The 26514-nt window shown below is 44.4% G+C and carries 24 protein-coding genes and 1 riboswitch; of the genes, 18 read left to right on the top strand and 6 right to left on the bottom strand.

What is annotated here, in order from left to right; translation table 11 throughout:
- Positions 1-131 precede the first annotated feature (131 nt).
- Positions 132-2447 (bottom strand): formate C-acetyltransferase, encoded by a 2316-nt coding sequence (pflB, locus tag PCY71_RS06055; RefSeq protein WP_048772231.1) that lies wholly within the window; start codon positions 2445-2447, stop codon positions 132-134.
- A 370-nt stretch (positions 2448-2817) separates the two neighbouring features.
- On the opposite strand from pflB, the gene dinB reads away from it, so the two are divergent.
- The 5 genes from dinB (at position 2818) to PCY71_RS06030 (ending at position 7039) form a co-directional block, all read left to right on the top strand.
- Positions 2818-3882: a DNA polymerase IV gene (gene dinB, locus PCY71_RS06050; protein WP_048772234.1), complete on the top strand. Its 1065-nt coding sequence runs from the start codon at positions 2818-2820 to the stop codon at positions 3880-3882.
- A 211-nt stretch (positions 3883-4093) separates the two neighbouring features.
- Positions 4094-4420 (top strand): hypothetical protein, encoded by a 327-nt coding sequence (locus PCY71_RS06045; protein WP_002914412.1) that lies wholly within the window; start codon positions 4094-4096, stop codon positions 4418-4420.
- Positions 4421-4738: 318 nt separating this feature from the next.
- On the top strand, positions 4739-5533 hold the full coding sequence (locus tag PCY71_RS06040) for a CPBP family intramembrane glutamic endopeptidase (protein ID WP_301412474.1): 795 nt from the start codon (positions 4739-4741) through the stop codon (positions 5531-5533).
- Positions 5534-5578: 45 nt separating this feature from the next.
- Positions 5579-6325: a CPBP family intramembrane glutamic endopeptidase gene (locus PCY71_RS06035; protein ID WP_002910689.1), complete on the top strand. Its 747-nt coding sequence runs from the start codon at positions 5579-5581 to the stop codon at positions 6323-6325.
- Between the two features lie 75 nt (positions 6326-6400).
- Entirely contained in the window at positions 6401-7039 is a 639-nt protein-coding gene (locus PCY71_RS06030; protein ID WP_002910688.1) for a TetR/AcrR family transcriptional regulator, read from the top strand.
- Between the two features lie 314 nt (positions 7040-7353).
- Here the strand turns inward: PCY71_RS06030 and PCY71_RS06025 are convergent, their stop codons facing one another.
- From PCY71_RS06025 to rnhC, 4 genes are all read right to left on the bottom strand, one after another.
- The gene (locus tag PCY71_RS06025; protein ID WP_048772244.1) at positions 7354-8298 is read right to left on the bottom strand and encodes a hypothetical protein; all 945 of its coding nucleotides are present in this window, start codon (positions 8296-8298) and stop codon (positions 7354-7356) included.
- Positions 8299-8391: 93 nt separating this feature from the next.
- Complete coding sequence (locus PCY71_RS06020) at positions 8392-10755, bottom strand: ATP-dependent RecD-like DNA helicase (RefSeq protein ID WP_048772249.1); 2364 nt, start codon at positions 10753-10755, stop codon at positions 8392-8394.
- A 59-nt stretch (positions 10756-10814) separates the two neighbouring features.
- A complete protein-coding gene (lepB, locus tag PCY71_RS06015; protein WP_002901501.1) occupies positions 10815-11444 on the bottom strand; it encodes a signal peptidase I in 630 nt (209 codons plus the stop codon).
- A 3-nt stretch (positions 11445-11447) separates the two neighbouring features.
- Positions 11448-12338, bottom strand: a complete 891-nt coding sequence (gene rnhC / locus PCY71_RS06010) for a ribonuclease HIII (protein ID WP_048772251.1) — start codon at positions 12336-12338, stop codon at positions 11448-11450.
- 188 nt (positions 12339-12526) lie between these two features.
- Here rnhC and PCY71_RS06005 point away from each other — a divergent pair, with 188 nt between their 5' ends.
- The 7 genes from PCY71_RS06005 to PCY71_RS05975 all read left to right on the top strand — a co-directional run bounded on the left by PCY71_RS06005 (position 12527) and on the right by PCY71_RS05975 (position 20023).
- A complete protein-coding gene (locus PCY71_RS06005) occupies positions 12527-12817 on the top strand; it encodes a hypothetical protein (protein ID WP_002919703.1) in 291 nt (96 codons plus the stop codon).
- Positions 12818-12827: 10 nt separating this feature from the next.
- On the top strand, positions 12828-13379 hold the full coding sequence (locus tag PCY71_RS06000) for a CvpA family protein (RefSeq protein ID WP_048772255.1): 552 nt from the start codon (positions 12828-12830) through the stop codon (positions 13377-13379).
- 54 nt (positions 13380-13433) lie between these two features.
- Positions 13434-15767 carry an endonuclease MutS2 gene (locus PCY71_RS05995; RefSeq protein ID WP_048772257.1) on the top strand — a complete coding sequence of 778 codons (2334 nt, stop codon included), beginning with the start codon at positions 13434-13436 and terminating at the stop codon, positions 15765-15767.
- A 10-nt stretch (positions 15768-15777) separates the two neighbouring features.
- The gene (locus tag PCY71_RS05990) at positions 15778-16422 is read left to right on the top strand and encodes a GNAT family N-acetyltransferase (RefSeq protein WP_048772259.1); all 645 of its coding nucleotides are present in this window, start codon (positions 15778-15780) and stop codon (positions 16420-16422) included.
- A gap of 100 nt (positions 16423-16522) precedes the next feature.
- A complete protein-coding gene (locus PCY71_RS05985) occupies positions 16523-17941 on the top strand; it encodes a C69 family dipeptidase (protein ID WP_048772262.1) in 1419 nt (472 codons plus the stop codon).
- An 85-nt stretch (positions 17942-18026) separates the two neighbouring features.
- Positions 18027-18341, top strand: coding sequence for a thioredoxin (gene trxA / locus PCY71_RS05980; protein WP_002898369.1), 315 nt, complete (start codon positions 18027-18029; stop codon positions 18339-18341).
- Between the two features lie 166 nt (positions 18342-18507).
- Positions 18508-18600: riboswitch (glycine riboswitch) on the top strand.
- Positions 18601-18685: 85 nt separating this feature from the next.
- On the top strand, positions 18686-20023 hold the full coding sequence (locus PCY71_RS05975) for a sodium:alanine symporter family protein (protein ID WP_002903752.1): 1338 nt from the start codon (positions 18686-18688) through the stop codon (positions 20021-20023).
- Positions 20024-20088: 65 nt separating this feature from the next.
- On the opposite strand, the gene sstT is transcribed toward PCY71_RS05975, so the two are convergent.
- Positions 20089-21306: a serine/threonine transporter SstT gene (sstT, locus tag PCY71_RS05970; RefSeq protein ID WP_002903753.1), complete on the bottom strand. Its 1218-nt coding sequence runs from the start codon at positions 21304-21306 to the stop codon at positions 20089-20091.
- A gap of 143 nt (positions 21307-21449) precedes the next feature.
- On the opposite strand from sstT, the gene PCY71_RS05965 reads away from it, so the two are divergent.
- The 6 genes from PCY71_RS05965 to PCY71_RS05940 all read left to right on the top strand — a co-directional run bounded on the left by PCY71_RS05965 (position 21450) and on the right by PCY71_RS05940 (position 26391).
- Positions 21450-22313, top strand: a complete 864-nt coding sequence (locus PCY71_RS05965) for a mechanosensitive ion channel family protein (protein ID WP_002903754.1) — start codon at positions 21450-21452, stop codon at positions 22311-22313.
- Between the two features lie 21 nt (positions 22314-22334).
- Positions 22335-22961, top strand: a complete 627-nt coding sequence (locus PCY71_RS05960) for a DUF4352 domain-containing protein (protein WP_002910676.1) — start codon at positions 22335-22337, stop codon at positions 22959-22961.
- A gap of 177 nt (positions 22962-23138) precedes the next feature.
- A complete protein-coding gene (locus PCY71_RS05955; RefSeq protein ID WP_032912541.1) occupies positions 23139-24041 on the top strand; it encodes a DUF2268 domain-containing protein in 903 nt (300 codons plus the stop codon).
- 64 nt (positions 24042-24105) lie between these two features.
- Positions 24106-24474 (top strand): EXLDI protein, encoded by a 369-nt coding sequence (locus PCY71_RS05950; RefSeq protein WP_002910673.1) that lies wholly within the window; start codon positions 24106-24108, stop codon positions 24472-24474.
- Between the two features lie 251 nt (positions 24475-24725).
- Positions 24726-25730 carry an NADP-dependent oxidoreductase gene (locus PCY71_RS05945; protein WP_002910672.1) on the top strand — a complete coding sequence of 335 codons (1005 nt, stop codon included), beginning with the start codon at positions 24726-24728 and terminating at the stop codon, positions 25728-25730.
- Between the two features lie 16 nt (positions 25731-25746).
- The gene (locus PCY71_RS05940) at positions 25747-26391 is read left to right on the top strand and encodes a TetR/AcrR family transcriptional regulator (protein WP_002910671.1); all 645 of its coding nucleotides are present in this window, start codon (positions 25747-25749) and stop codon (positions 26389-26391) included.
- Positions 26392-26514: the final 123 nt, after the last annotated feature.

Here is a 26514-nt window from a genome sequence, read left to right as displayed (position 1 = left end):
TAGAACCATTATACCATAAAGCCTCTTAAAAATATCATCAAGTTGGCAGTCACTTGAAGTCTTAAATACAAAAAAGAAGATTGGGGATTTCCAATCTTCTTTCAAATGGTTTGTAAGTCCTTAGTTGTTTATTAGCTCAAAGCATCGTCCATAGAGAGCACTTCGTGGAAGACACGTTGAGTCAATTCAGTCTTTTGCTCTGGAGTCAAGTACTTAGTATTTACACAGTAACCTGAGATACGAACGATAACATCTTCGCCAGACATAATCTTCTCGTAAACATCCTTCAAGTCCATAACGTTCAAGTTAACGTGTTGTCCACCGTTTTCAAAGTAACCATCAAGGATTGTTACCAAGTTGTCTACTTGTTCGTCATGAGTCTTACCAAGCGCACGAGGTGATACTTGAGTTGTCAGTGAAATACCGTCAGCTGCGTAACTGAAGTCCAAGCTAGCAAGAGAGTTAAGGTTTTGCAACCAGCCACCTTTTGCCTTGTTAGATGGGTTCGCACCTGGTGAGAAGAATTCCAATTTAGACAAGTTTACGCTGCCATCTTCGTTGAGGTACACTCCTTTATGGACTGGTGAGTTACCAGTTTGTTTAGAGTAAGCAACGTTAGATGTGATAGTCAGAAGAGACACAGTAGCTTCTGCATTCTTATACAGTTTGTGGCTGCGCAGACGAGTTGTGTAAGCTTCAACCAACCATTCAGCCAGTTCGTTTGAGCGAGGATCGTCTTCACCCCAACGTGGGTATTCTCCGATTGTTTCATAGTCGTAGATATAGCCATTTTCGTCGCGGATTGGCTTAACAGTTGCATACTTGATAGCAGACAAGGTATCAACAGTGTTGGCAAATCCACAGATACCGAATCCCATGTTAGCGCGTTGGTAAGTTGGCAAGAAGGCCATTTGAACAGCTTCGTAGTTGTACTTGTCAGTCATGTAGTGGATGATGTTCAAGGCATCTACGTAAGTGTCAGTCAACCAGTCCAGAGATTTTTCAAAGTTCGCTTTAACTGATTCGAATTCAAGAACTTCGTCACGGATAGGCTCGATGTCAAATACTTTGTAGTCTTTATGAACATCGTCGTAACCGCCATTGAGACCTGTCAGAAGGGCTTTCAGAACGTTTACACGAGCACCGAAGTATTGGATGTTGTGGCGTTGTTCTTCATTTTCAGGGTCAAGTGGAGACACACAGCAAGAGATACAGCTCATTTCACCGTAACCATCTCGAGCCATTGTTGTTACACCTTCGTATTGGATAGAAGAGTGCTTGTGGCTCATGTGCATACAGTAGCGACGGAATGAGTATGGAAGTTTGTCAGTCCAGAGAACGGTCAAGTTTGGCTCTGGAGAGTTACCAATGTTGTCAAGTGTGTTAAGGAAACGGTAGTCCATCTTTGTAACACGGTGACGGCCGTCGTTACCCATACCTGCCATAGAAGTAGTGATGAAGGTTGGGTCACCAGAGTAAAGTTGGTCGTAAGCTTTCGTACGAGCAAACTTCACTGTACGAAGTTTCATAACGAAGTCATCAACAAATTCTTGGATTTCTGATTCAGTGTAAGTACCGCGAGCCAAGTCACGTTCAGCATAGATGTCAAGAACGATAGGCACACGTCCAAGAGAAGTAGCAGCACCGTTGATAACACGGCAGACAGCCATGAAGGCGATGTTAGTCCATTGGATAGCTTCTTTAACGTCAAAAGCAGGACGGCGAACATCTACTCCGTAAAGGTCACCAAGTTTTACAACTTCACCAAGTGCTTGGTATTGCAGGTTGATTTCTTCGCGCAGACGGATTGTTTCTTCGTCAATATCAGTCAAACCATTCCAGTCGCGAACTTTTTCAGCCATGAGGTAGTCAGCTCCATAAAGAGCAAGACGTGCGTAAACCCCGATGATACGTCCGCGTGAGTAAGCATCTGGAAGACCAGTTACAGTGTGGGCGTGACGAGCACGGCGGATGTTAGAAGTGTAAGCACGGAAGATTCCGTCATTTACTGTAGTAACATATTTAGTAAAGATTTCATGAACAGCAGGATCTGGTTCGTATCCATTTTCTTTCAAAGTAGTTTCAGCCATGCGGATACCACCTTTTGGCATGAAGTTCAATTTGAAGAGTTCGTCGTTTTGGATACCGTAAATCAGTTCGTTGTCCTTGTCAATGTAACCAGCGTCGATATCAGCGATAGATGCTGGACGAGTGTCCATTGGGAAACGAGTTTCTTCGTAGTGAGCTTTTGTTTCTTCTACGATTTTCTTGATGTGGAGTGAGCGCTCAGTAGGACCTGCCAAGAAGCTTTCATCTCCATCATAAGGTGTGTAGTTAGCTTGAACGAAGCGAGAAACACTTGCTTTCTCTTTCCAGTCTTCACCTTTGAAGCCTTCCCAAGCTTTGTCAAAAATATCTTGAGCTTCAACAACTGTTTTTACAACCATTTGATTTTCCTCTTTATTCTAGCAACAATAAACTGTTACATTTATAAGTAAAGTATATCATACGGTAATCGGTTTCACAAACCATTTTCGGCAGAAAGAAAGACTTTCTTTTATAATACAGAAAGTAAAAAGTCGCGGATGTGTACTATAGATTTGAAAAACATAACTCTTTTCAAATATTTTGGAAAAATGGGTAAAAAAGTTATAATAAAAGTAATTAAAATGTCATATAAAAATTACTGACGAAGAATCTTACTTTTAAAATACTTTTTACAAGAACAAAAAACTGTTTCAGATTTATTTGAGCAAAATGGGCTGACTTTGTGAAAGCTTGTAAGCTGAGATTGATTGTAGGAGAAAGGAGGAGGGCATGCTGATTTTTCCACTGATTAACGATACATCTCGGAAGATTATCCACATTGATATGGATGCTTTTTTCGCTTCGGTGGAAGAGCGGGATAATCCTAAGTTAAAGGGGCATCCGGTCATTATCGGCAGCGATCCCCGTTTGACTGGTGGTCGTGGTGTCGTCTCCACCTGCAATTATGAGGCCAGAAAGTTCGGAGTTCATTCGGCTATGAGCTCCAAGGAAGCCTATGAGCGTTGCCCTCAGGGGATTTTTATATCGGGGAATTACGAAAAATATCAGGCAGTCGGCTTGCAGATCCGAGAAATTTTCAAACGCTATACGGACTTGATTGAGCCAATGAGTATCGACGAGGCTTATCTGGATGTAACGGAAAACAAGCTTGGGATTAAATCTGCAGTCAAAATAGCCAAGCTGATTCAGCACGATATCTGGAATGAGCTACAACTTACAGCTTCAGCGGGAGTTTCTTATAATAAGTTTCTAGCCAAGATTGCCAGTGACTATGAGAAGCCTCATGGTCTGACTGTTATTCTACCTGAGGAAGCAGAGGCCTTTCTGGCGCCTATGGATATTGCCAAGTTTCATGGAGTTGGTAAGAAGAGCGTTGAAAAACTGCATGAAATGGGAGTTTATACTGGTGCAGATCTGCTCAAGATACCAGAAATGACCCTGATTGATAAGTTTGGTCGCTTTGGTTTTGATCTCTACCGTAAAGCGCGTGGCATCAGCAATAGTCCAGTCAAATCCAATCGTATTCGTAAGTCGATCGGGAAGGAGCGGACCTATGCTAAACTGCTTTATAGCGAGGAGGACATCAAGAAGGAGCTGACCTTGCTGGCTCAGAAGGTAGAAAATAGCTTGACTAAGCATGACAAGAAAGGACGAACCATCGTTCTGAAAATTCGTTATGCCGATTTCTCCACCTTGACTAAAAGGAAAAGTTTGAATCTAGCCACTCGAGACAAGGAGCAAATCGAGCGAACTGCGCATGAGATATACGATAGCTTGGAAGAGCAACCACGAGGTATCCGACTGCTAGGACTGACAGTGACGGGGTTTGAATAAAGATAAAGGCTTGGTTCGTTACCGAGCTTTTTTAGATATAGTTTTTAGTATGAGAGAGTTGCTTGTGACGAGTTTCTAATTTGTCTGATGATTTTCATTAACTAAAAATAATCTTTTTTGAAAAAATACTGGACAAAGTTTTCTGTGTCTGTTATACTGAGTTTATAAAATAAAAACCGCCTGGTCGGTTTTTGAAAAGAAAGGAGCAGAAATGAAGAAATCCGTAGTAGAAAAAACAAGCGAGCACATTCTCAAGTTGAATCAGGAACTGGATCGGCAGCGGGAAGGTCAGAAAGAGTTTTTGCAGCAGCAGGCAGAAAAACGTAAGGTGTGGCTAGAAAAGATAACACAGGGTGAGAATGGCATACGCTATTCTAAGTGGGGAGTCAAAGCTGGATATGCTGTCCTTGCTGGTGGCTTGCTGACTTCTGTCTTTAGCCCATGGCGAGGACTGGGTATTATGGCAGTAGGGGGTCTGAGCCTTGCCTCCAATCTCTGGCATATCCGGCGATTGCAAAATCAGGAAAGGAGCAAGTAGCAGAGAAATGGCCTGTCTTAAGCATCAGAGTCAGGACAACTTAGAAACTAAAAGCAGCAGGCAGTAGCTAAACGGTGCTGACATAGCTTTTAGCATTATTTAGTCTATCTTTGCTTTTTATTTTAAGCAAGGACTAAAAGACTATGTTTTCTATTTGGCACAGGTCTTTATTTTTTATAATAAAACAAACCGAATGGTCGGATTTTAAAAATCTGCGTTTCAAAACAGGCAATCATCTAAAAGACTGAAAGTAAAGGATGCTTTTGTCCAGTTTTCGGATGACTTTTCACTATTCTACATTTGATAAGGAGTTATCGTATGAACAAACAAACACATGTAGAGCCAGACACAAGGCATATCCTGCCCTTTCTGGCCTGGACCTTTGGTATTACCTGGGGAGCCTGGCTACTTCAGTATATTTTAACCGCCCTGAAGCTGACCAGCGGGGCTGAGCCTTTGGGCTTTGCTCTCAATTTCATCGGGGGCTTCGGACCGACTTTGGGAACTTTTATCAGCCTCAAAATTTCTCATCCCAAGAAGATGCTGGACTTTATCTTTTCTCATGCTAAGGGCTGGTGGATTTATATGCTGGCCTTCTGTCTGGTTCGGGTTTTGACCCTTTTTATCGCCAATCCAGCCCTGCCGCCTCTGAATGCCATTCTGATGTTTCCTCTGGGCTGGACCTTTGTCACCTTTGCTGGAGGCGGCAATGAAGAACTGGGCTGGTGGGGCCTCCTGCAGCCGGCTCTGGAGAAAAAATTCTCCTTCCCTCTGGCAACTGTCATCACGGCTCTGGTCTGGGTGGTCTGGCATCTGCCCCTCTGGCTGATTCCGGGAACGAGTCAAAGTCAGATTTCTTTGCCCTTCTATCTCTCCTTTGGTATCTTGCTCTGTTTCTGTCAGGCGGTTCTCTACAAGCAGACGGCCTCTGTCTTTGCCTGCATGGTCTTTCACGGCTGCATTAACTTTGCTCAGGCGACGATTGTCGGCAGTGCTACAAATGGCGGAAGGTATCTCAGCTTCCAGGCTGCTAATCTGGTCATGACCGCCCTGCTGGTCGGCTGGTGGTATTGGAAGGGCAACCGGAAAGGAGTTCAGAAAGATGCAGGCTAAAAATCTTGGCAATCGCTCTTCTTCCAAAGAAAAAGGAGTAATCATATGAAAACACAAACACATGTAGAGCCAGAGACAAGGCATATCCTGCCCTTTCTGGCCTGGACCTTTGGTATCAGCTGGTCTGCCTGGCTGGCTTCGGCTTTCCTGAGGATTCCTATTATTTCCCAGCTCCTAACCATCGCTGGTGTTTTTGGCCCGGCCATTGGAGCCAAACTGGTCTTAGGAAAATCGTTCAAGGAGCTCTTGGCTTCTATCGGATTGGCCCGAAAAAGGACTTGGGTCCATCTCTTGATTTTGACAATTCTTTATACCCTTTCCATAGTCTTTTGGAGCCCGCTCCTGCCTGGTTTTAGCCCCCTCAGGATTGCTCTGCTTTTTCTCATGACGACTTTTCTGACAGGCGGCAATGAAGAGATTGGCTGGCAGGGCTTCCTGCAGCCAAGTCTGGAGAAGATCCTGCCCTTCCCTTTGGCAACTGTAACAACTGGGTTAATCTGGGTTGTCTGGCATCTGCCCCTCTTCTTTACCCCCGGCAGCAGTCAGGCGGGGACCTCTCTTCTGCTCTTTACAGCCGGTTGCCTGCTCGCCCGTTTCTGGCTGGCGGCTCTTTACAAGGTCAGTCAGTCCATCCTTTACTGTGTTCTTTTCCACGGGGCCATCAATACCATTGGTGAAGGCATTTTCCTGGGGAAGGGGACGGAAAATCCGCTCTTTTTCCTAGGCTATATCTTGATGGCGGCTTACAGTATCTATCTTTGGTATCAAAGGGATCAGCAAGACAAGGCTTAAAGATATTTTTATGATTTTGTATTTCCCCGGCTTTTTTGGTAGAATAAAGCTATATTAGAAACAAAGGGGAACAGAATGGCGCAACGAAAAGACAAATCCCAGGCCATGAGAGAAAAAATTTTAAATACAGCAACCCAGCTCTTTATCCAAAAGGGGTCCGAAAAGACCAGTATGCAGGATATCGCCCAGACGGCAGGCATTTCCAAGGGGGCTATCTACCATCATTTCAAGTCAAAAGATGAGATTGTCGTGGCGGTGATGAGGAGCCGGCAGGAGTTGATGGAAGAAGAGATGAAGCAGTGGCTCAAGGCTACGGAAAATCTGACTGGCAGGGAGCAGCTGCAGACCATCCTCAAGTCTAATCTGGAAAGTCAGACAGCCCGGGCTACGGACGGCATTGTGGGTGAGTATGAGAAGGACGCGGGCTTTATTTTGACCATGATGCGGGACAATCTGCGGATAGGCGCCCCTGTGGTCAGTGACATTATCAAAAAAGGGATGGCAGATGGCTCCCTTCAGACCCAGTATCCGGAAGAGGCTGCAGAAGTTTTTCTGCTGCTGGTGAACTTCTGGATGCATGGGACCGCTTTTGAAAGTGAGCCCGAAAAACTGCCAGAACGTTTCCATTTTCTGCAGTTTATGATGACCTCGGTCGGTCTGGATATCTTTACTGACGAGCTCCTGCAGCTCTTTAGCCAGAAAAATAAGCATTAAAAAAGGCGCTGGAACAGAACTTAAAAATTGGCTCTGTCTAGGCCTTTTTATTCATGTTTTAAATATACTGTGGATATCCTCCTCGGTCAGTCCGATTAGGGGGTCGATTTTCAGAGAAAAGTTTTGAAAAGCAGGCTGAGCGTCTCCGCTTTATCCACTTTATGCTGGAATCCATTGGCATTGATATCCTTAGTGACGAGCTGATGGAGCAGACTTTGACATACTTAAAACGAAGCTAAGCGATGATTGGTACACCGAATTTTCCAAGTACAATTGTAGAAAGTCAATATAAAGAGGACAGCTTGCTGTCCTCTTTATAATTCAATATTTGGAAATTTGTCATGGATTTGATTTTTTAAACGAGTTAAAGCAAGATCTGTTTTAGAAACGTTTTGATGTCTTAGAGGCAGTTTCTCTTCGTTGCCATCTGAAAGAACAATCCGAATCTCATTTTTTCTGATGATGGGAAAGATAGAAATCATGAATGAATAGCTATGATGATAAATTGTTAGCGCATCATGTATGTCACATGTTTTAAAGCTAGATTTGTAACTGACCAGATGATTCTTGTAAAAGAAGACACGAATATCTGGGTCAACATAACCACCATTGTTTTCAATCTGATCCAGCGTTTCATTCAACTCGGGATAGAGTTTGAAAAAATCATTCAATCTTTTATGGTTTAAGTAATAACGAATGAACCCGATCAAAATGCAGAATATAGCAATATAGGTGAAGAAAGTGAAGGAAGTTGTTCCACCTTTTTGGAATTCTTTGTCATCAGAGAGAGTGATGTAGTATTTCAGTTGTTGGTTATTTTCATCATTAAATAGATACGATTTCATGATTTTAGCGTAATCAGGAATATCTGAAGCTGAGTGTACTGAGGCAATCAACCATTTTGGCTCTCCTCCTAAAGTATTCGCTTTTTCTAGTTCATCTACGAAGCGGCTAGTTGAAGAATCATTGCGCAGGCCAATATCGCTTTTCCTACCATTTTTATCTATATAAGATACTTTGTAGAAATAGGTTGAGTCATGCTCTTCTTTTAACTCAGCAACCGGTCCATCAATATGAGTAATTTGTATTGCTTGGCTGTAAGAGGTGTCAGAGATTTTTGCAGAAAGAATTTTTCCTTCTTTTCGCAAGGTTTCCACACTGATATCCTTAATTCTTGTTGATGAACGGGTACCCAATAAAATGAGACAGCATCCTACAAGCACCCATTTTATTAGAGAGGCATATTTATTGTATTTCATTAATATCTCCTTTGAAGAAAGTTAATTGTTGTTTTGTCTGGTCGTATAGCCACATTTTAGCATTATACACAGAGCAAAGAAGGGAGTCAAGGCTTACTTAAAAATTCCCTTTATATCTTCTTCTCTTATCCCAATCATAGGGTCAATTTTCTGGAAATTTTCCTCAGTCAGGACATAGTTTTCCACAGGCGCTTTCATTTTATCCACAGGACTGTGGGCAAGTTCTGGAGGGGACTGAAGGTCTTCAAAACGCTCTCTCAGATAGGTTTTGCGGGCGGTACCGGTGTTTTTGACGGCATAGTCAAAGGCTACTTTTTCCCCAAGTAAGATCAACTTGCTCTTGGCGCGGGTGATAGCAGTGTAGACCAGATTGCGCTGGAGCATGCGGTGGCTGCTGCGGGTGATGGGCAAGATAACCACCGGAAATTCACTGCCCTGAGACTTGTGGATGCTCATAGCGTAGGCCAGGCGGATCTTGTACCATTCACTGCGCTGATAAACAAGTTCATTGCCGTCAAAGTTGATGGTCAGCTCATCCTGCTTGGAGTCGGTGTACTTAGCAGGCAGAAGGTCGCTGATATAGCCTAAGTCACCGTTGAAGACATTGCTTTCGGCATCATTGACCAAGTGGATAACCCTATCTCCTTGGCGATACTGACAGTCGGGAGCTTCAAAGGTCAATTCATCTTTCTTTACAGGATTGATGAGATTTTGCATAAGATTATTAATCTGGTCAATGCCGGCTGGCCCCCGATACATAGGTGCTAATACCTGAACATCTTGAGCTGGGATGCCGCTGCGAATGGCTGCGCTAGCGATTTTCTCAATCATAGGCGGGATATGCTCATTTCTAGCTTCAAAATAAGAGCGGTCCGCTTTTTTCTCTGTAAAGTCTGCTGGTAGAATGCCCTTCTGAATCTGGCTAGCCAGTGTGACGATTGTAGACTCTTCGCTCTGCCGATAGATGGTTTCCAGCTTGGTCTGTGGAATAGTCGGTATCTGCAGCAAATCTGCCAGAACCTGACCCGGACTGACAGAGGGCAGCTGGTCGGCATCTCCGACAATCAAGAGTTTGGTCTGAGAGGAGATATTGCTGAGGAGCTGATTAGCCAACCAAGTATCCACCATGGAAAATTCATCCACAATGATAAAATCAGCATCCAGATAATCATCCAAATGACTGGTGTCATCATCTCCAGTCATCCCCAAGTGGCGGTGGATAGTGGCGCTAGGAAGACCGGTCAATTCGTTCATGCGACGAGCAGCACGTCCAGTGGGAGCCGCTAGCAGAATAGGCAGATCATTGACCTTTCGCAGATCCAAACCACGAAGTTGGGCGTAGACTGCGATGATACAGTTGATAACGGTAGTTTTTCCAGTACCCGGTCCGCCGGTTAGAATAAAGACCTTCTGATTGATAGCCTGACGGATGGCTTCTTTTTGGATACTGTCATAGAAGATACCAGAGCTTTCTTCCACTTGCTGGATAGCCGCAGTAATGTTATCTGTGTCAAAGCAGTCTTGCTCTCCTTTTTCCAACAGACGGACCAGATTGCTCTTAATCCCTTCTTCAGCAAAAAATAGACTGTTTTCAAAGATTTTGGTCTCTACATTCTGGACCTTATCTTCCTCAATTAAATGAGCCAGCTCATCAGCGACTAGACTAGGGTCCAGCTCCACTTGGCGTGAGCTTTCTAAAAGCTCGATGGTATGTTCTAGTAAATCACGAGCTTCGACATAGGTATCTCCCCGCTCCATGGACTGGGTCAGCAAGGTGTGGACAAGGCCAGCCCGAAAACGCTCGGGGGCATCACTTTGGATACCCAGCTCTTCTGCCAGATGGTCAGCGATTTTAAAGCCGATCCCCTGAATATCCTCTACCAGCTGATAGGGATATTTTTCGACAATATCCAGCGTTTCTTCCTTGTAGGTATCCTGGATTTGAAAAGCCAGCTTATTGGGAATGCCGTAGGCTGCCAGCTTGGCTAGTACCATCTCAGTTCCGTAGTTGAGTCTGAGCTTAGCGACAAAGGCCTCGCGGTTCTTAGCTGCTAAGCCGTTTATCTGGGTTAGCTTTTCTGGCTCTGCTAAAATCTTGTCAATGGTGTCCTCGGTATCTTCTCCGTAGAGTTGGACAATTTTTTGAGCAGTCTTGGCCCCGATGCCCTTGAAATGGTCACTGGAGAAGTATTTTACTAGGCCTTTGCTGCTGGGTTTTGCTCGCTCATAGCGGGAAATTTTCAGCTGCTGGCCATATTTTGGGTGCTGGACAAGACTGCCCCAGAAGGTGTAGTCTTCGCCTTCCATGACATCTGCCATGGAGCCGGTGACAATGATTTCAAAATCTTCAAAATCTTCGGCATCTGTATCCTCAATATCTAAGAGCAGGATACGGAAAAAATTGCTGGGATTTTCAAAAATAATGCGTTCAATCGTTCCTGAAAAGTAAAATTCCATAGTTTATAGGTTCTTCTTTTAAAACGAACCCAGTTGACGTTCAACTGAGTTCGATATGCTTAATAGGTCTTAAAAGGCAGCAGCGGCCAGAAGCGAAACTTGGCTTCGCCCTGGATTTGTTCTTTTTGGAAGGTACCGACTTGGCGACTATCCTTGGAAACAATCCGATCGTCACCTAGAAGCAAATATTCATCATCCAGAAGCTTGATGGTGAAGACAGGGCTGCCTTCACTATCAACAGTGAAGGCTTGAGCCTGAGCAGCGAGTTTTCTGAAAAACACACCATTGTCATCATAATCATCCCCAGTATAAGTGGATTGGAGCTTGTCTTCTTTGAATTTTTTGATGTAGTCCGTCAGGTAAGGCTCGTCTGTTTTTTTGCCGTTGATGTAAAGAGTATCATTTTCATACTGAATAGTATCACCCGGCATACCGATAACCCGCTTGACAATCTCCTTGGTCGTTCCGTCATTATCTGTCTCAGTGGCGACAACGATATCAAATCGGTCAATAGACTGATATTTAAGCACAAGTAGATATTCCCCATTGGCCAGCGTAGGGTCCATAGAGTGGCCATCTACCTTTACAGGGGACCAGAGATAGAGCCGTGATAGGATAATGATAGAGATAAAGATGATAAAGAGCCCCCATTCTTTGAGAATGACAACGGCAGTATTTGATTTTTTCATAGGTTACCTTTCTAGAAGTTTTTGTGCTTTTTCAGTATTTTTAAAGTGGAGTTTAGCAGAATGCTGCAGACCGGCCATTCCATAGGCTTGAAGAATCTGGCTGGCAACATGATCGCTCTTGCTTCCGGCCCCGCTAGGCAGGGTATAGCCTAACTCTTGGCTGAGGTTTTCTAGATTTTCCAGAAAGAGGTCACGAGCGATAATAGAGCTGACCGCAACAGCTAGGAACTTTCCTTCAGCCTTTTCAATCAGACTTACTGGATTTGGAAAATGATTTTTTTCCTGCTTTAGGTATTTATTGTAGTTTTGCTGGCTGGTAAAGGCATCGATGACGATTTTTTCAGGATTGATGCCTTTTTGCAGCAGTAGGTAAATCGCTTGATTATGTAAGGCTACCTTGACAGAGACGGCATTGTAGCCTGAAGCGATGACTTCATTATACTTCTCTGGCGATAGGAGCAGAGCTTGGTGGGCAATCTTTTCTTTTAAGACAGGTGCCAGTTGGCGAATCTTACTATCGTTCAAGGTTTTAGAATCACCAACGCCCAGTTTTCTCAGAAAGTCGTGCTGGTCTGGAGTGACGAAAGAAGCTACAACAGCTAGACCTCCAAAGTAGGAGCCGTTTCCGACCTCATCTGTCCCAATGAGGGCAAAATTCTGAGAAGCAGGACTAGAACTGGTCTTGGTCACTTGATGGCCAAAAAAGCCAGCGTAGTGAGCAGCTTTGGCCCCTTGAAAGAGAACTTTTCCAGAGCTAAAGATACTGACCGTCGCCTGATCCAGCCGGAAGAAATATTGAATATGTGGGTTCTTACTGGGAGCCAGCTGGTCCTGATATTTCTCAACAAAAGCCTGAATTTCTTGCTGTTTGGGACTGAGGGTGATACTTTCCATACCCCCTATTGTACCATAAAAAGGAAAAGTCGAAAGCCATAAGATTGAAAATGATACAAAAATTTTGTAGGAGAGCACGGCTGCTTGCTATGTCAAAAAAGATGAAAAAGAAAGTCCCTGTCTAGTTCCAAGTGTTTTTATAACTGACAAAGGGCTTCTTTTTTGATATAATACAATGAGGTGATTTTATGGCAAATTTGAATCGATATAAATTTACATTTGGAAACAAGACCTTAACTCTAACAACAGAACACGATAATCTCTTTATGGAAGAAGTAGAGCGGGTAGCAAAGGAAAAATACAAGGCTATCAAAGAGCAGATGCCTGCGGCAGATGATGAAGTCCTGGCGATTTTGCTGGCGGTCAATAGCCTATCTACTCAGCTGAGCCGCGAGATTGAGTTTGACGACAAGGAAAAAGAACTAGAAGATTTTCGTCACAAAATGCTCAGTGAGTTGAGAGAAAAGTCGGGTAAATAGAGGAGAAATAATGTTTTCTATTGTTATTTTACTAATATTGGCCTGGAGCTTTTATATTGGTTACTCGCGTGGCATTGTTCTGCAGGGCTATTATGCTGCAGCAACCATGGTCTCTATGCTGGTGGCTGGAGCTTTTTATAAGAGCTTGGCTAAGTTTATCAGCCTTTGGGTACCTTATGCCAGCGCAACTCAGGGCTCTTCGACCTATTTTTTCCCTAGCTCCCAGCTCTTTCAATTGGATCAGGTTTTTTATGCTGGTTTGGCCTATCTCATTATCTTTACGGTTGTCTACATCCTCGGGCGCTTTTTTGGGATTTTTGCCAATCTGATTCCCTACCCCAATAAGCTGGATACCAAATGGTACAATGTGACCAGCGGAGCCATCGCTGTTTGCATCTCTATTTTTGTTTTGGGAATGTGCCTGACTATTTTAGCAACAGTCCCGATGGAGATGGTTCAGGAGCGGCTCAACAGCAGCTTCATGATTCGCTTTATTGTCAAGTATACCCCTATCACATCCAATATCCTCAAAGATCTCTGGGTGAATCAAGTTATCGGATAAAAGACGACTCAGTTGGCCTGCTAGCTGGGTTCTTTTTTACTAGAAAAGAAAATTATGAACACAAAAATTTTAGAAACCTTAGAATTTAAGAAGATAAAAGAACTGTTTGCTCCCTATCTGTTGACCGAGCAGGGGCAGCTGGAGCTGGGTCTGCTTTTGCCGACCAGTAAGAAGGAGACGGTGGCCTCGGCTTTTCTGGAAATGACGGATATGCTGCAGATTTTTGTGCAGCATCCCCACTTTAGTCTGGCTGCGACTCAGGATATCACTGCCTTGACCAAGCGCTTGGAGCTGGAGAGCGACTTGAATATTGAGGAGTTTTTGGCTCTCAAGCGCGTTTTGGCTGTGACTCAGGAGCTCAAGTCTTTTTATGATGACTTGGAAAATGTGAACTTGGAAAAGCTGGACCGTCTGTTTGAGAATCTAGCTGTGTTCCCTAAGCTGCAAGGAAGTCTGCAGGCTGTGAATGATGGCGGCTTTATCGAAAGTTTTGCCAGCGAAAGTTTGAGCCGGATCCGCCGAAAAATTCAAGAAAATGAAAACCAGGTGCGGGAAATTCTGCAGGAGATTCTCAAAAACAAGGGAGAGATGCTGGCGGATCAGGTAGTGGCCAGTCGGAATGGTCGCAATGTGCTGCCTGTGAAAAATACCTACCGCAACCGCATTTCTGGTGTGGTTCACGATATTTCAGCCAGCGGCAATACCGTCTATATCGAGCCTAGAGCAGTTGTCAATCTCAACGAAGAAATTGCCAGCAGTCGGGCGGACGAGCGTTATGAAATTCAGCGGATTTTGCAAGAATTATCGGACCTCTTCCGTCCCCATGCAGCTGAAATTGCTAACAATGCTTGGATTATCGGACATCTAGACCTGGTGCGTGCCAAGGTCCGCTTCATGCAGGAGACGGGAGCGGTGGTGCCAGACCTGTCGGAGGAGCAGGATATCCAACTGCTCAGTGTCCGCCATCCCCTGATTGAAAATGCGGTGGCTAATGATTTGCATTTCGGGCCTGATTTGACAGAGATTGTCATTACAGGGCCTAATACGGGTGGTAAGACCATCATGCTGAAGACCTTGGGGCTGGCTCAGAACATGGCTCAGTCAGGTCTGCCGATTCTGGCGGACAAGGGCAGTCGCGTCGGGGTTTTCAGTCAGATTTTTGCAGACATTGGTGATGAGCAGTCCATTGAGCAGAGCCTGTCGACTTTCTCAAGTCATATGACCAATATCGTCTCTATTTTAGAGCAGGTTGATAGTGAGAGTCTGGTTCTGCTGGATGAGCTGGGAGCTGGAACTGACCCGCAGGAGGGAGCAGCTCTGGCCATTGCTATCTTGGAAGATTTGCGACTAAGGCAGATTAAAACCATGGCGACGACCCACTATCCTGAGCTCAAAGCCTATGGGATTGAGACGGACTGGGTGGAAAATGCCAGCATGGAGTTTGATACAGATAGTTTAAGACCGACCTATCGCTTTATGCAGGGAGTCCCTGGCCGCTCCAATGCCTTTGAAATCGCTCGGCGTTTGGGCTTGTCGGAACTTGTCGTTGGCCACGCCCAAGAGCAGACAAACACAGACAGCGATGTCAATCGGATTATTGAGCGCCTAGAGGAGCAGACACTGGAAAGCCGCAAGCGCTTGGATAATATACGCGAGGTGGAGCAGGAAAATCTCAAATTTAACCGAGCCCTCAAAAAACTTTACAATGAGTTTAACCGAGAAAAGGAAAGCGAGCTCAATAAGGCACGCTTGGAAGCCCAGGAAATCATTGATTTGGCTTTGTCAGAGAGTGAGATCATTCTCAAAAATCTCCATGATAAGTCCAGTCTTAAACCACATGAGATTATTGAAGCCAAGGCTCAGCTCAAAAAGCTGGCTCCTGAAACGGTTGATTTATCAAAGAATAAGGTGCTCAAGCAGGCCAAGAAAAATCGGGCGCCCAAGGTGGGAGATGATATCTTAGTCACCAGCTATGGCCAGCGGGGAACTTTGGTCAAACAGCTCAAGGACGGACGCTGGGAAGCTCAGGTCGGTCTCATCAAGATGACTTTAGAGGAGCAGGAATTTAATCTTCTCAAGGCTGAAAAGGAGCAGCAACCTAAGCGCAAGCAGGTCAATGTGGTCAAGCGGGCCAATACTTCTGGACCCAAAGCCAGGCTGGACCTGCGCGGCAAACGCTATGAAGAGGCTATGGAAGAGCTCGATGCCTTTATCGATCAGGCCCTCCTCAATAACATGGCTCAGGTGGATATTATCCACGGTATCGGGACCGGGGTCATCCGTGAAGGGGTGACAAAATACCTTCGCCGCAACAAGCACATCAAATCCTTCGGCTATGCCCCTCAAAATGCCGGCGGCAGTGGCGCGACGATTGTGTTCTTTAAGTAAGAGGCCAGAAATGAAAATACAAACCTATGACTCGACTTATGAGAAAAGTTGGGTTTATACAAAGGCTTTGAGTTATCTCTTTTCGCCTTTCTTTGATGATATGAGCCGTCGCAAGGATGAGTTTACCGAAGAACCTTACCAAGATTCAGTTGAGCTCATAGCAGTGGAAGATGATCAGGTTGTGGGGCTTCTAGATATCGGGATATACACCGAAGAAGCAAGTCATTCTTATCCATATTATCCTGGAGAAAAGATAGCTTACTTTGCTAATCTGGCTGTCCATCCTGATTTTCAAAATCAAGGCATAGCCAGCCAACTCTTTCAAAGTGCTTGGGAGAAGTTGCAAGAAAAGAAAGTTGTGGCCTTGGTCATCTTTACCAGAGACGGAGAGCAGGCAAATCACCTCTATCAGAAGTGGGGCGGCAAGCTGATTTGTCAAGATTATTTAGTTGTCGGGCGACCCAAAGGTCAAATACCGTTTTCTTTCAGCGTTGATACTAAGCAGCAGACAATCTGTCTGACAGACAAGTCAGGAAATTCTTTAGGCTATTATCAAAGAGAAGGACATTATATTGTCTCAAGGAAAGAAGATTTAGAGCATTTTGATATTGATGAGCTTTACAAAGAGCATACCTATGTCTTGAAAATCGAATAGGGTATTGGGAGTTTCAGCGAAGAGATAACAGCAGGTCCTTTTATGAGGGCCTGCTTTTTGCTATAATGTAAGCAGCATAAAGTGTTTCGGAGGGAAAATAATGAGATTAAAACACGTATCAGATTCCTGCACGACTATTTTGGTGGGCAAGAAGGCCAGTTACGACGGTTCAACCATTGTGGCTCGTACAGAGGATTCACAAAATGGGGTCTTTACACCCAAGAAATTTGTCGTAGTGGAGCCGCAAGACCAGCCACGCCATTATCAGTCTATTTTGACGTCTTTTGAGATGGATTTGCCGGACAATCCAGTCCGCTATACGGCAGTGCCTGACGCAATTCCCAAAGATGGTATTTGGGGAGCTGCTGGAATTAACAGCTACAATGTTGCTGTCAGCGCAACGGAAACGATTACGACCAACAGCCGCGTACTGGGGGCTGACCCTTTGGTAGAGTCAGGTATCAGCGAGGAAGATATCCTTACGCTGGTTCTTCCCTATATCAAGACAGCTCGCGAAGGGGTTCTTCGTCTAGGGAAAATCTTAGAAGAATACGGTACTTATGAATCCAATGGGATTGCTATTTCGGATGTCAATGAGATCTGGTGGCTGGAAACCATTGGCGGGCATCATTGGATGGCACGGCGTGTGCCAGATGATGCCTATGTGACCAATCCCAATCAGCTGGGCAGTGATTATTTTGAATTTGACAATCCAGGGCACTTCCTCTGTCATCCAAATCTTAAAAACTTTATCGAGGAAAATCATCTCAATCTGAATTACTCGGACGAGAGTTTCAATCCACGCTATGCTTTTGGCAGCCAGAAGGATAAGGACCGCCATTACAATACGCCGCGAGCTTGGGATATCCAGCGTTTTCTCAATCCAGAAGTGGAGCAAGATCCAAGAAGTTTCTTCATTCCATGGTGCCGCAAGCCATATCGCAAGATTACTATCGAAGATGTCAAGTATGTCCTGAGCAGTCACTATCAGGATTCGCCTTATGATCCTTACGGGGTAGAGGGCGACCGCCACAGAAGACGGACATTCCGGACTATTGGGATCAATCGGACCAGTCAGACAGCCATCTTGCAGCTACGCCCTAATCAACCGCAAGAAACGACTGGGATCCAGTGGCTGTCCTATGGCTCCATGCCTTACAATACAGCCGTTCCTTTCTTTACTCAAGTCTCAACAACGCCAGCCTACTTTGCCAATACTACGGACAAGGTTTCGACAGATTCCTTCTACTGGGCCAATCGACTGATTGCTGGGTTGGCTGACGCTCATTTTAGCAGTCATGTCGGAGACTTGGATGATTATCAGGAAAAGACCATGGCCTGGGGTCATGAGATGATCGGTCGGGTAGACCGAGCTCTGGCCAAGGGCGAGGATGTGGACTTTGAAGCTGAAAATCAAGCCATGAGCGATAAGGTGCAAGAAGCGACAGACCAGCTCTTGGAGAAAGTTCTCTTGGATGCCAGCAATCTCATGACCAACCATTTCTCACTGAGTGACTAAGAACCTACCCGTAGCAAATATTTTTCTTTCTCTTGCTTTTGGTGTAAAATGTTATCAAAAGTAAGCTATTCAAAGGAGAAGATTTATGGTAGCAGCAGTTACAGATGCAACATTCGCAGAAGAAACAAAAGATGGATTGGTTCTGATTGACTTTTGGGCAACTTGGTGTGGTCCATGCCGCATGCAGGCGCCTATTTTGGAGCAGTTGGCAGGAGAAGTTCATGAGGACGAACTGAAAATCCTTAAAATGGATGTGGATGAAAATCCAAATACTGCCCGCGAATTTGGCATTATGTCCATTCCGACCCTTCTGTTCAAGAAAGACGGTCAAGTCGTTAAGCAAGTCGCAGGTGTTCACACCAAAGACCAGCTCAAGGCTATTATCGCCGAATTAAGCTAAGTAAGAAGCCTCTGGGCTTCTTTTTTGCATCAAAAAACGTTTTCATGCTCAAAAATTTTCACAAAATATTGACAAAAAGCGAATGTTCTTTTAGAATAATAGAAAATTAATAATCAACACCGAACGAAGTTTTTCAGAAAGAGGCGAGCGCTTCTGACTGTGAAATGGACGGAACTCTGGAGAGACCATGAATGGCACCGAAGGGGCAAGGCGGTTTAGAACCGCTCAAACTCTCAGGTAAAAGGACAGAGCGAAGAGGCAGGGATTTCCCTACTCCAGCACATCCAGAGTACATGTTTTGCATGTGCTCTTTCTTTTTCTCGGTGTGAAAAGGAGCTTATATCATGTTGGAAATATTGAATCGTCTAGATTCTTTTGTTTGGGGGCCGCCCCTGCTCATTTTGCTGGTTGGTACCGGTATCTATCTTAGTTTGCGTCTGGGCTTGCTGCAGATTTTTCGACTTCCGCGTGCCTTTCGGCTAATCTTTGTATCGGACGAGGAGCATCAGGGCGATGTCTCTAGCTTTGCGGCTCTCTGTACGGCTCTGGCCGCGACTGTGGGAACGGGAAATATCATTGGAGTGGCAACTGCCATTAAAACCGGTGGGCCGGGCGCCCTCTTCTGGATGTGGGTGGCTGCTTTCTTTGGAATGGCGACGAAGTATGCCGAAGGCCTCTTGGCTATCAAGTACCGCCGCAAGGATGCTCATGGTGCTATGGCGGGCGGCCCCATGCACTATATCTTACTAGGGATGGGCGATAAGTGGCGCCCGCTGGCCATCTTTTTTGCGATAGCTGGTATCTTGGTGGCTCTCTTGGGGATTGGGACCTTTACACAGGTCAATTCCATCACAGAGGCCATGCAGAATACCATTCAGCTGCCTCCAGCTGTGACAGCTTCTATCTTGGCTATTTTGGTGGCTCTGGTTATTTTCAGTGGCATCCAGTCTATTGCTCGAGTATCGACCAAGGTTGTGCCCTTTATGGCAGCGATTTATATCTTGGGGACTGTGACTGTCTTAGCGGTCAATCTAGATCGTCTGCTGCCCACTCTCCAACTGGTCTTTAGCTCAGCATTTAGTCAGACGGCTGCTGTCGGTGGTTTTGCCGGTGCGACCATCCAGATGGCAATTCAAAACGGGGTCGCGCGTGGAGTTTTCTCCAATGAATCTGGTTTGGGATCAGCACCCATTGCAGCGGCGGCAGCTCGGACAAAGGAACCGGTAGAACAGGGCTTGATTTCCATGACCGGAACCTTTATTGACACCCTGATTATCTGTAGTCTGACAGGATTGACGATTTTAATCACAGGGGTCTGGGATGGCAATCTTAACGGTGTGTCCTTGACTCAGGCAGCCTTTGCGAGTGTTTTTGCTAATTTTGGTCCGGTTCTGCTTTCAGTCTTTCTAGTTCTGTTTGCCTTTACGACTATTTTAGGTTGGAACTACTATGGCGAGCGCTGTTTTGAATTTCTCTTTGGGGTTCGCTATATCCGCGTTTATCGCCTGCTATTTGTCCTTATGATTGTACTCGGTGGCTTTGTGGGTCTAGAGGCAGTATGGATTCTTGCAGATATTGTCAATGCCCTCATGGCCTTGCCAAATTTAATCGCTCTCCTAGCGCTCTCTCCTATTGTCATCAGTGAAACAAAGAAATACTTTGACAAGTATCGAAAGAACTAATTTTCGCACATAAAAAAGCCTCTAGTTTTCTGTAATGATGGAAGTCTAGAGGTTTTTTGTCGAAATTAATAGCGTTTTTCTTTTGGCCAGCTGCTCATCTCGGCCACAGCTGTAAAGAGAACGTCAGTAGAAGAGTTGAGGGCGGTCTCGCAGGAGTCCTGAATGACACCGATAACGAAGCCGACGCTGACTACCTGCATGGCCAAATCATTGGAAATCCCAAAGAGGCTGCAGGCGACCGGAATGAGCAGAAGAGAACCGCCAGCTACGCCGGAAGACCCGCAGGCAGAAATTGCCGCTACGACACTGAGAACGAGAGCTGTGCCAAAGTCAACCCGGATACCCAGCGTATTGACAGCAGCCAAGGTCAGGGTGTTGATAGTGATGGCAGCTCCTGCCATATTGATAGTAGCCCCCAGAGGAATAGAGACTGAGTAGGTCTCTGGATTGAGCCCCAGATCCCGACAGAGTTTCATATTGACGGGGATGTTAGCCGCTGAGCTGCGCGTGAAAAAGGCAGTTACGCCACTGACTCGTAAACAGCGCCAAACCAAGGGATAAGGATTTTTCTGCAGCATGATAAAGCTAATCAAAGGATTGATAACCAGAGCGACAATCAGCATGCTGGCTATCAAGACCAGCAGCAGGATACCATAGCTTTTTAGAGCCTGGAAGCCTTTGCCGGAAATGGTCGTGTAGACCAGGCCTAAAATGCCAAGAGGGGCTAGATTGATAATCCACTCGACAATCTTAGAAGTGATATCTGCCAAGGTCTGCAGCAGTTCCTTGCTGTGGTGGCTAGCTTCTCGCATGGCAATTCCAAAGATGACAGCCCAGGACAGGATACCAATATAGTTAGCGGTGATGAGGGCGTTGACGGGATTGTCCACCAGCTGAAGCAGAAGATTGCTGAGGACTTGTCCGATTCCATCTGGAGGGGAAACCTTTTGGGAGGACGAAGCCAACTCTATACTAATGGGAAAGAAAAAGTTGACCAGAACCGCTACCAAGGCCGCCGCAAAGGTTCCCAGAAGATAGAGCAAGATGACTGTCTTCATATTGCTCTTTTGCCCTTTCTGCTGCTGCGACAGGGCGTTTGCCACCAGAGCGAAGACTAGGAGCGGAGCAATGGCCTTGAGGCCGCCAACGAAGATTTGGCCCAGAAGTCCGATGGCCTGTGCTTGGGGGAAGATGATAGCCAGCAGGACACCAATGCCAATACCAATGGAAATCCGCTTGATTAGATTGGTTTTATTCCAAATAGTGATGAAGCGATGGACCATGTAAGTTCCTTTCTTGTCTTAGATACTTATTTTATTATAAGATAGAAAGAGGGCGAAAGCAATGCTAGGTCGGGTTAACCATTCTATGTCCGCGCCGATTGGTCTTTGTGGTATAATGGTAGTAATCTTTTTGGAGGTAGCCTATGTCTAAGACCGGAAATGTCTTTTCCCGCTATATCCAGCAGTTTGACTGGAGCAAGATTGCAGATGACCTTTTTTCCAAGCTGGTCTCTTTACTTCTGCTTTTTATCTTATTTTACATCGTTAAGAAAATCCTGCATTTGTCAGTGACCAAGATCATTGCTCCCTCTCTTAAGCTATCCAAGCAGGATGTAGCCAGACAGAAAACCATTACTCGGCTGATTGAGAATCTGCTTAATTATGTCTTGTATTTCCTCTTGATTTACTGGGTTTTATCCATCTTGGGACTGCCAGTTTCCAGCCTTTTGGCTGGTGCGGGGATTGCTGGGGTGGCCATCGGGATGGGAGCTCAGGGCTTTCTGTCGGATCTGGTCAATGGTTTCTTTATTCTTCTCGAGCGGCAGTTAGATGTTGGTGATAATGTTCGCCTTACTAACGGTCCTATTAACATCGCTGGAACAGTAATCAGTGTCGGGATTCGGACGACGCAAGTGCGGGACGCAGACGGAACGCTTCATTTTGTTCCAAACCGCAATATCATGGTTGTCAGCAATCTGTCTCGCGGAGATATGCGGGTTCTGATTGACATTCCGCTTTATGCCCAGACAGATTTGGACGAGATTTACCGCATCATTTCCAAGGTTAATGAAGAAGCAGTGCCAGAACATCCAGAGATTCTCAAGGAACCGGATGTCTTGGGGCCTCAGATGGCTTCAAATGGCCAGTTCAACTTCCGCATCAGCATGATCGTAAAAGGTGGCATGCAGGTTTCCATTTACCATATCTTCTACCGCCTTTACCATGAGGCGCTTTTGCGAGAGGGGATTGAGCTTCCGACGCTTGGACCTCTTTCAAAAGGCAAGTAATTATTGATTAGAAAGGTCCATATGAATCAGCGAATTCAGCAGGAAATTGTCAGTGAGGACAATCGTGTTTACCGTTTAAAACGTCCTCTCCACAAGCAGGGGCTCTTTTGGGCAGCTCTGGTGTCTGGTATTATCATCTTTCTTCTGGCCTTGCTCAGCATTCTCCTCGTCATCACTACGATTGGCCTTATGGAGGAAAATGACCATCTCAAGTCTCTCACAGGCTACCATAACTCGCCTTTAGAGACCTATTCCAGCCATGCTTTTGAGAAAACAGTTGAATTTTCCAGTGGACTCAAGGTGACCGTTCATTCGGCAGTAGAAGACAGCAAGAAAGTCATGAGCGATGAGTCGACAGGTGTAGCTGTCGTTGCGACAATCACGGTTGAAAACACTTCTAAAAAGCCCATTCTGGTCAGTCCTTATGATTTTGGACTATATGACAAGAAGGAAAATGTCTATATTTTGGACGGCTCAACCTTTGACAATACACAAATCGGCACCAATCTGGCACCAGGCAAGTCCATCCGCTTTGACTTGGTATTTGACGGGGAAGGCGGCGATGAGGATACCTATACCGTGACCTACGAAAATGCTAAGTGGCAAAAGGAGAAAAACAAGACAAAGCAAGAGAAAAAGAAGGAGTAATAGGGAAAATTATCCTATTACTCTAATGTCTTTGCTATTTTCCGCACCCAGATTTGAAAATGGAGGCAGCAAATTGAATAGATAAAAGAAGATTTGAGGCAAAAGTTTCAAATCTTTTTCTTGACTCTGACCTTAGAGGAGGGTGTATACTGGTGGAAATTAGAAAAGGAGATTACCATGAAAATCAATATCATTCGTTCAGATAAGGTTTATCAGGAGTTGCTTGAACTGCCCTTGGAAAAGAGAGAGGGTTGTTTTCGAGCTAAGATTTTAGCACCTTTTGCAACAAAATATCAAACACAACACATTCCTCTGAAAGCGAAGTATCCCGGAGGATTTGATGCTCTTTTCCTACTTGGCTTTATGAATCAGCTACCCGGCACTCTGTCAGAAAAGGATAGGCCGGCTATTGATGCTCTGAGCTCTGATCAACTCTGGCAAAATTGTCAAGATACCATCAAGAGGAGTATCGGTCTTTTTGAGCAAGCTGGCTATGACTTAGAGGTTGAGGATTACTATTTTACTATTTTGTTAGGCAATCCAGAAAAGCCCATGCTACAGCTCAATAAGGGTTACAGCGGAGATGGAGGAATTCCAGGCTACCTCATGCTTAGTCTGCTGCCAAATGACTATACTTTGCCACGTATTCAGGCTGCGTTGGCTCACGAGTGCAATCATAATGTCCGCTTCCAATTTATCAAATGGAACCAGCAGACGACATTAGCAGACTGGGTAGTTAGTGAAGGATTGGCAGAGTCTTTTGCAGCTGAACTCTATGGTAAGGAGCTCATCGGACCTTGGGTCACTTCAACCAGTCCAGAGCAATTAGAGAAGATTAAGCCCATCATCTCAAGTCAGCTTCAGCTAACAGGGATGGCGGAAATGGCTCCTTATCTCTACGGTGATGAAATTGCCGAGATTCAAGGTCAAATACCAGTCGGTATGCCTTATGCTGCAGGCTATGCTTATGGCTATCATCTGATACAAGCCTATCTAAAAAAGACGGGTAAGAATATTATTGAAGCGACAGTGACGCCTACAGAAGAGATTTTAGAAGCAACTAAAGACTTTTGGAAATGACACATTTTTGCTTGAAAATCTACCAGAACCTGATATAATGTAGGTGATTTCTGGAGGTATCAGTATGCATTATAAAAGAATTGAGTTAAAAGTCACAAATCAAGGTATCCATGAGCGCAAGATTTTTCAGGGTGTTAAGATTTTCAGCCGCAGCAAGCTGTCCAAAGATCAGAAAAGCATTCTGACGCAGAAGATTTACCTGACACCGAAGCAAAACATTGTTTACTATCAACGGGCAGATGTCAACTATGACCAGAACTGGCATCATAAGAAGGATTATTATGAACTAGCTTATGGCCAGTTGGACAGAGAGACTGTTTTTAAGGTTTGCCAAGATTTTGACGAACTAAGCCCTTTTCTGGAGAATGAGCTGCTTGAGAAGCTAAAAGAAAAGCAGTCTGCAGGCAAATTTTTTGAAAAATTAGATATATAAAAATCCGACTGCTTTGATAAGCAGTCGGATTTCTTTAGATTCGTGTTAAACGGTAATTGAATCTTCTCTTTTTTTAAGTTTCTTTGAAGTCGATAAAACAGGACAGCTTTCATCAAAAGATAGTCATTAAACAAAAATATAGATAACTGTGCCACGTCGTCTATGTTGACATCTATGAAAAATGAGCGTATAATCAAAGAAAAATGATTGAGTGCTCACTCAATTCGTGAATAAACAAAGGAGCTCATGAAATGGTTGTTCAAGCAATACAGTATAGTCGTTTCGGTGATGAAGAAGTGCTAGATTTGGTGAACATTAAATCTGATGTTTTGGAAGTGAATCAAGTTAGGGTAGAAGTTTATGCAGTTGGTTTAAATCCTATTGATTATAAGACTTTTGAGGGGGCAAAGCCACTCCGATTTCTATCTTTTATGACGAAACTAAAGCAGCCAAGTCGTTGGTTTGACTCAAAGACATCTCTTTTTCCAAGAGGTGTCGGGCGAGATTTTTCTGGAGTTATCACAGAAATTGGTGAAGGAGTGAGTCGGTTTGCAGTAGGGGATAAGGTTTTTGGAACAATGATCAGTGACCCTGGATTGGGGACCAAGAGGGGATCTTTGGCAACAGAAGTTTGTGTCAATGAATCGGAAATTGTATTGAAACCAGATATGATTGATATGAATCATGCTGCTACTATGGGGGTAGCCTCTCTAACAGTGGGAGGTGCTTTTAGAAAGATTGAGCTAAACTCTAAAGATGTTGTAGTTATTTCAGCAGCAGCAGGAGGTATTGGAAGTATCGCAGTACAGTATGCAGTTGCTAAGGGTGCGACAGTTATTGGAATTGCGAGTAAGAAAAATTCGGATTACCTGAAGTCCTTAGGTGCCATACCAGTAGCTTACGAAGAGAACATTCAGGATGCTCTTCTATCAGCAAGTGCAAAGCCGATTACAAAATTCTTGGATTGCTATGGAAGTGATTATGTTAAATTGGCTTTCAGTTTGGGATTGAAGGGCACGGCTATTGGAACGTTAGTACCTTCACCATATGTTATGATAAAAGGTGCCCAGTTCACAGGTCCAAGACATTCCACATATGATGATTTGAACACTCTAGCGGAAATGGTCTCAGATGGGAAGGTTCGGCTGAATATTGATCAGGTTTATGATTTTTCTCTAAAGTCTGTTAGAGAGGCATATTGTAGTCTGAAGTCGGGACACACTCGAGGTAAGAAAGTTGTAAAAGTAAGAGAGTAGCAGAGAGGTGCCAACAATGGAAAGTTTAGAACAAAAGTATGCTCAGACATTAGAAAATAGCAACTTGAGTTTAAAACAACGTCAAGTATTGTTATCAAGTCTAAAGTTATTCTCAGAAATTGGCTTTGAAAATACAACAGCCAGCCTTATTGCTAAGGAGGCTGGAGTTTCAGAAGGAACAGTTTTTAGTTACTTTAAGACCAAGGAAGGCATCTTAGAAGCTATTCTGTCAACTTTTCTCGAACAGGTTATTCCAGATGTGATTGCTGATTTTTCTGAGAAGAAATTTACAGCAAACCAAAAATCTTTTCCACTATTTTTAAGAAGTATTGTTCGAGATAGACTAGTTTTCATTCAGGAGAATCAAATGCAAGTTAAAATTCTCTTGAGTCGTTCTTTTATTGATAAAAATATTTCTGACCAGTTAGGGAATGTTATTATTCACTCTATCATTAAGCCAATTAGTCCAGTTCTGAATCAGTTTAAAGAAAATGGTATTATCCGAGATTGGTCAAATGAAAGAATCGTTCGTTATATTCTAGCCTTGAGTCTTTCTTATGTTATTCCAATGATGTTGAATGATAAGGAAGATGTGAACATAGATGAAGCAGTAAACGAAATTGTTGACTGCCTATCTTCTGCCTTAGTAGAAGTAAAATAAATCTTGATTTTTAAGCTTACTATTTAATATAGTAAGCTTTTTTGAGACCAACATAAAAATCCCCAATCGTTGTGATTGAGGATTGATCAAAGAATCTTAAACAATACCTTGGGCAATCATAGC

The sequence above is a fragment of the Streptococcus sp. SN3 genome (assembly GCF_030439905.1).
The sequence above is the reverse complement of the archived record's forward strand: the minus strand, read 5'-3'. Positions and strand labels throughout refer to the sequence as shown.

Excerpts from the sequence above, each read along its gene's own strand:
- sstT (WP_002903753.1), bottom strand. The coding sequence starts at position 21,306 with ATGGTCCATCGCTTCATCACTATTTGGAATAAAACCAATCTAATCAAG.
- PCY71_RS05945 (WP_002910672.1), top strand. The coding sequence starts at position 24,726 with ATGGTTGTTCAAGCAATACAGTATAGTCGTTTCGGTGATGAAGAAGTG.
- PCY71_RS06005 (WP_002919703.1), top strand. The coding sequence starts at position 12,527 with ATGGCAAATTTGAATCGATATAAATTTACATTTGGAAACAAGACCTTA.
- trxA (WP_002898369.1), top strand. The coding sequence starts at position 18,027 with ATGGTAGCAGCAGTTACAGATGCAACATTCGCAGAAGAAACAAAAGAT.
- PCY71_RS05995 (WP_048772257.1), top strand. The coding sequence starts at position 13,434 with ATGAACACAAAAATTTTAGAAACCTTAGAATTTAAGAAGATAAAAGAA.
- lepB (WP_002901501.1), bottom strand. The coding sequence starts at position 11,444 with ATGAAAAAATCAAATACTGCCGTTGTCATTCTCAAAGAATGGGGGCTC.
- PCY71_RS06000 (WP_048772255.1), top strand. The coding sequence starts at position 12,828 with ATGTTTTCTATTGTTATTTTACTAATATTGGCCTGGAGCTTTTATATT.
- PCY71_RS05990 (WP_048772259.1), top strand. The coding sequence starts at position 15,778 with ATGAAAATACAAACCTATGACTCGACTTATGAGAAAAGTTGGGTTTAT.
- pflB (WP_048772231.1), bottom strand. The coding sequence starts at position 2,447 with ATGGTTGTAAAAACAGTTGTTGAAGCTCAAGATATTTTTGACAAAGCT.
- PCY71_RS06020 (WP_048772249.1), bottom strand. The coding sequence starts at position 10,755 with ATGGAATTTTACTTTTCAGGAACGATTGAACGCATTATTTTTGAAAAT.
- PCY71_RS05985 (WP_048772262.1), top strand. The coding sequence starts at position 16,523 with ATGAGATTAAAACACGTATCAGATTCCTGCACGACTATTTTGGTGGGC.
- PCY71_RS06035 (WP_002910689.1), top strand. The coding sequence starts at position 5,579 with ATGAAAACACAAACACATGTAGAGCCAGAGACAAGGCATATCCTGCCC.
- PCY71_RS06045 (WP_002914412.1), top strand. The coding sequence starts at position 4,094 with ATGAAGAAATCCGTAGTAGAAAAAACAAGCGAGCACATTCTCAAGTTG.
- PCY71_RS05950 (WP_002910673.1), top strand. The coding sequence starts at position 24,106 with ATGCATTATAAAAGAATTGAGTTAAAAGTCACAAATCAAGGTATCCAT.
- PCY71_RS05960 (WP_002910676.1), top strand. The coding sequence starts at position 22,335 with ATGAATCAGCGAATTCAGCAGGAAATTGTCAGTGAGGACAATCGTGTT.
- PCY71_RS06030 (WP_002910688.1), top strand. The coding sequence starts at position 6,401 with ATGGCGCAACGAAAAGACAAATCCCAGGCCATGAGAGAAAAAATTTTA.
- PCY71_RS05975 (WP_002903752.1), top strand. The coding sequence starts at position 18,686 with ATGTTGGAAATATTGAATCGTCTAGATTCTTTTGTTTGGGGGCCGCCC.
- PCY71_RS06025 (WP_048772244.1), bottom strand. The coding sequence starts at position 8,298 with ATGAAATACAATAAATATGCCTCTCTAATAAAATGGGTGCTTGTAGGA.
- PCY71_RS05955 (WP_032912541.1), top strand. The coding sequence starts at position 23,139 with ATGAAAATCAATATCATTCGTTCAGATAAGGTTTATCAGGAGTTGCTT.
- PCY71_RS06040 (WP_301412474.1), top strand. The coding sequence starts at position 4,739 with ATGAACAAACAAACACATGTAGAGCCAGACACAAGGCATATCCTGCCC.
- PCY71_RS05965 (WP_002903754.1), top strand. The coding sequence starts at position 21,450 with ATGTCTAAGACCGGAAATGTCTTTTCCCGCTATATCCAGCAGTTTGAC.
- PCY71_RS05940 (WP_002910671.1), top strand. The coding sequence starts at position 25,747 with ATGGAAAGTTTAGAACAAAAGTATGCTCAGACATTAGAAAATAGCAAC.
- rnhC (WP_048772251.1), bottom strand. The coding sequence starts at position 12,338 with ATGGAAAGTATCACCCTCAGTCCCAAACAGCAAGAAATTCAGGCTTTT.
- dinB (WP_048772234.1), top strand. The coding sequence starts at position 2,818 with ATGCTGATTTTTCCACTGATTAACGATACATCTCGGAAGATTATCCAC.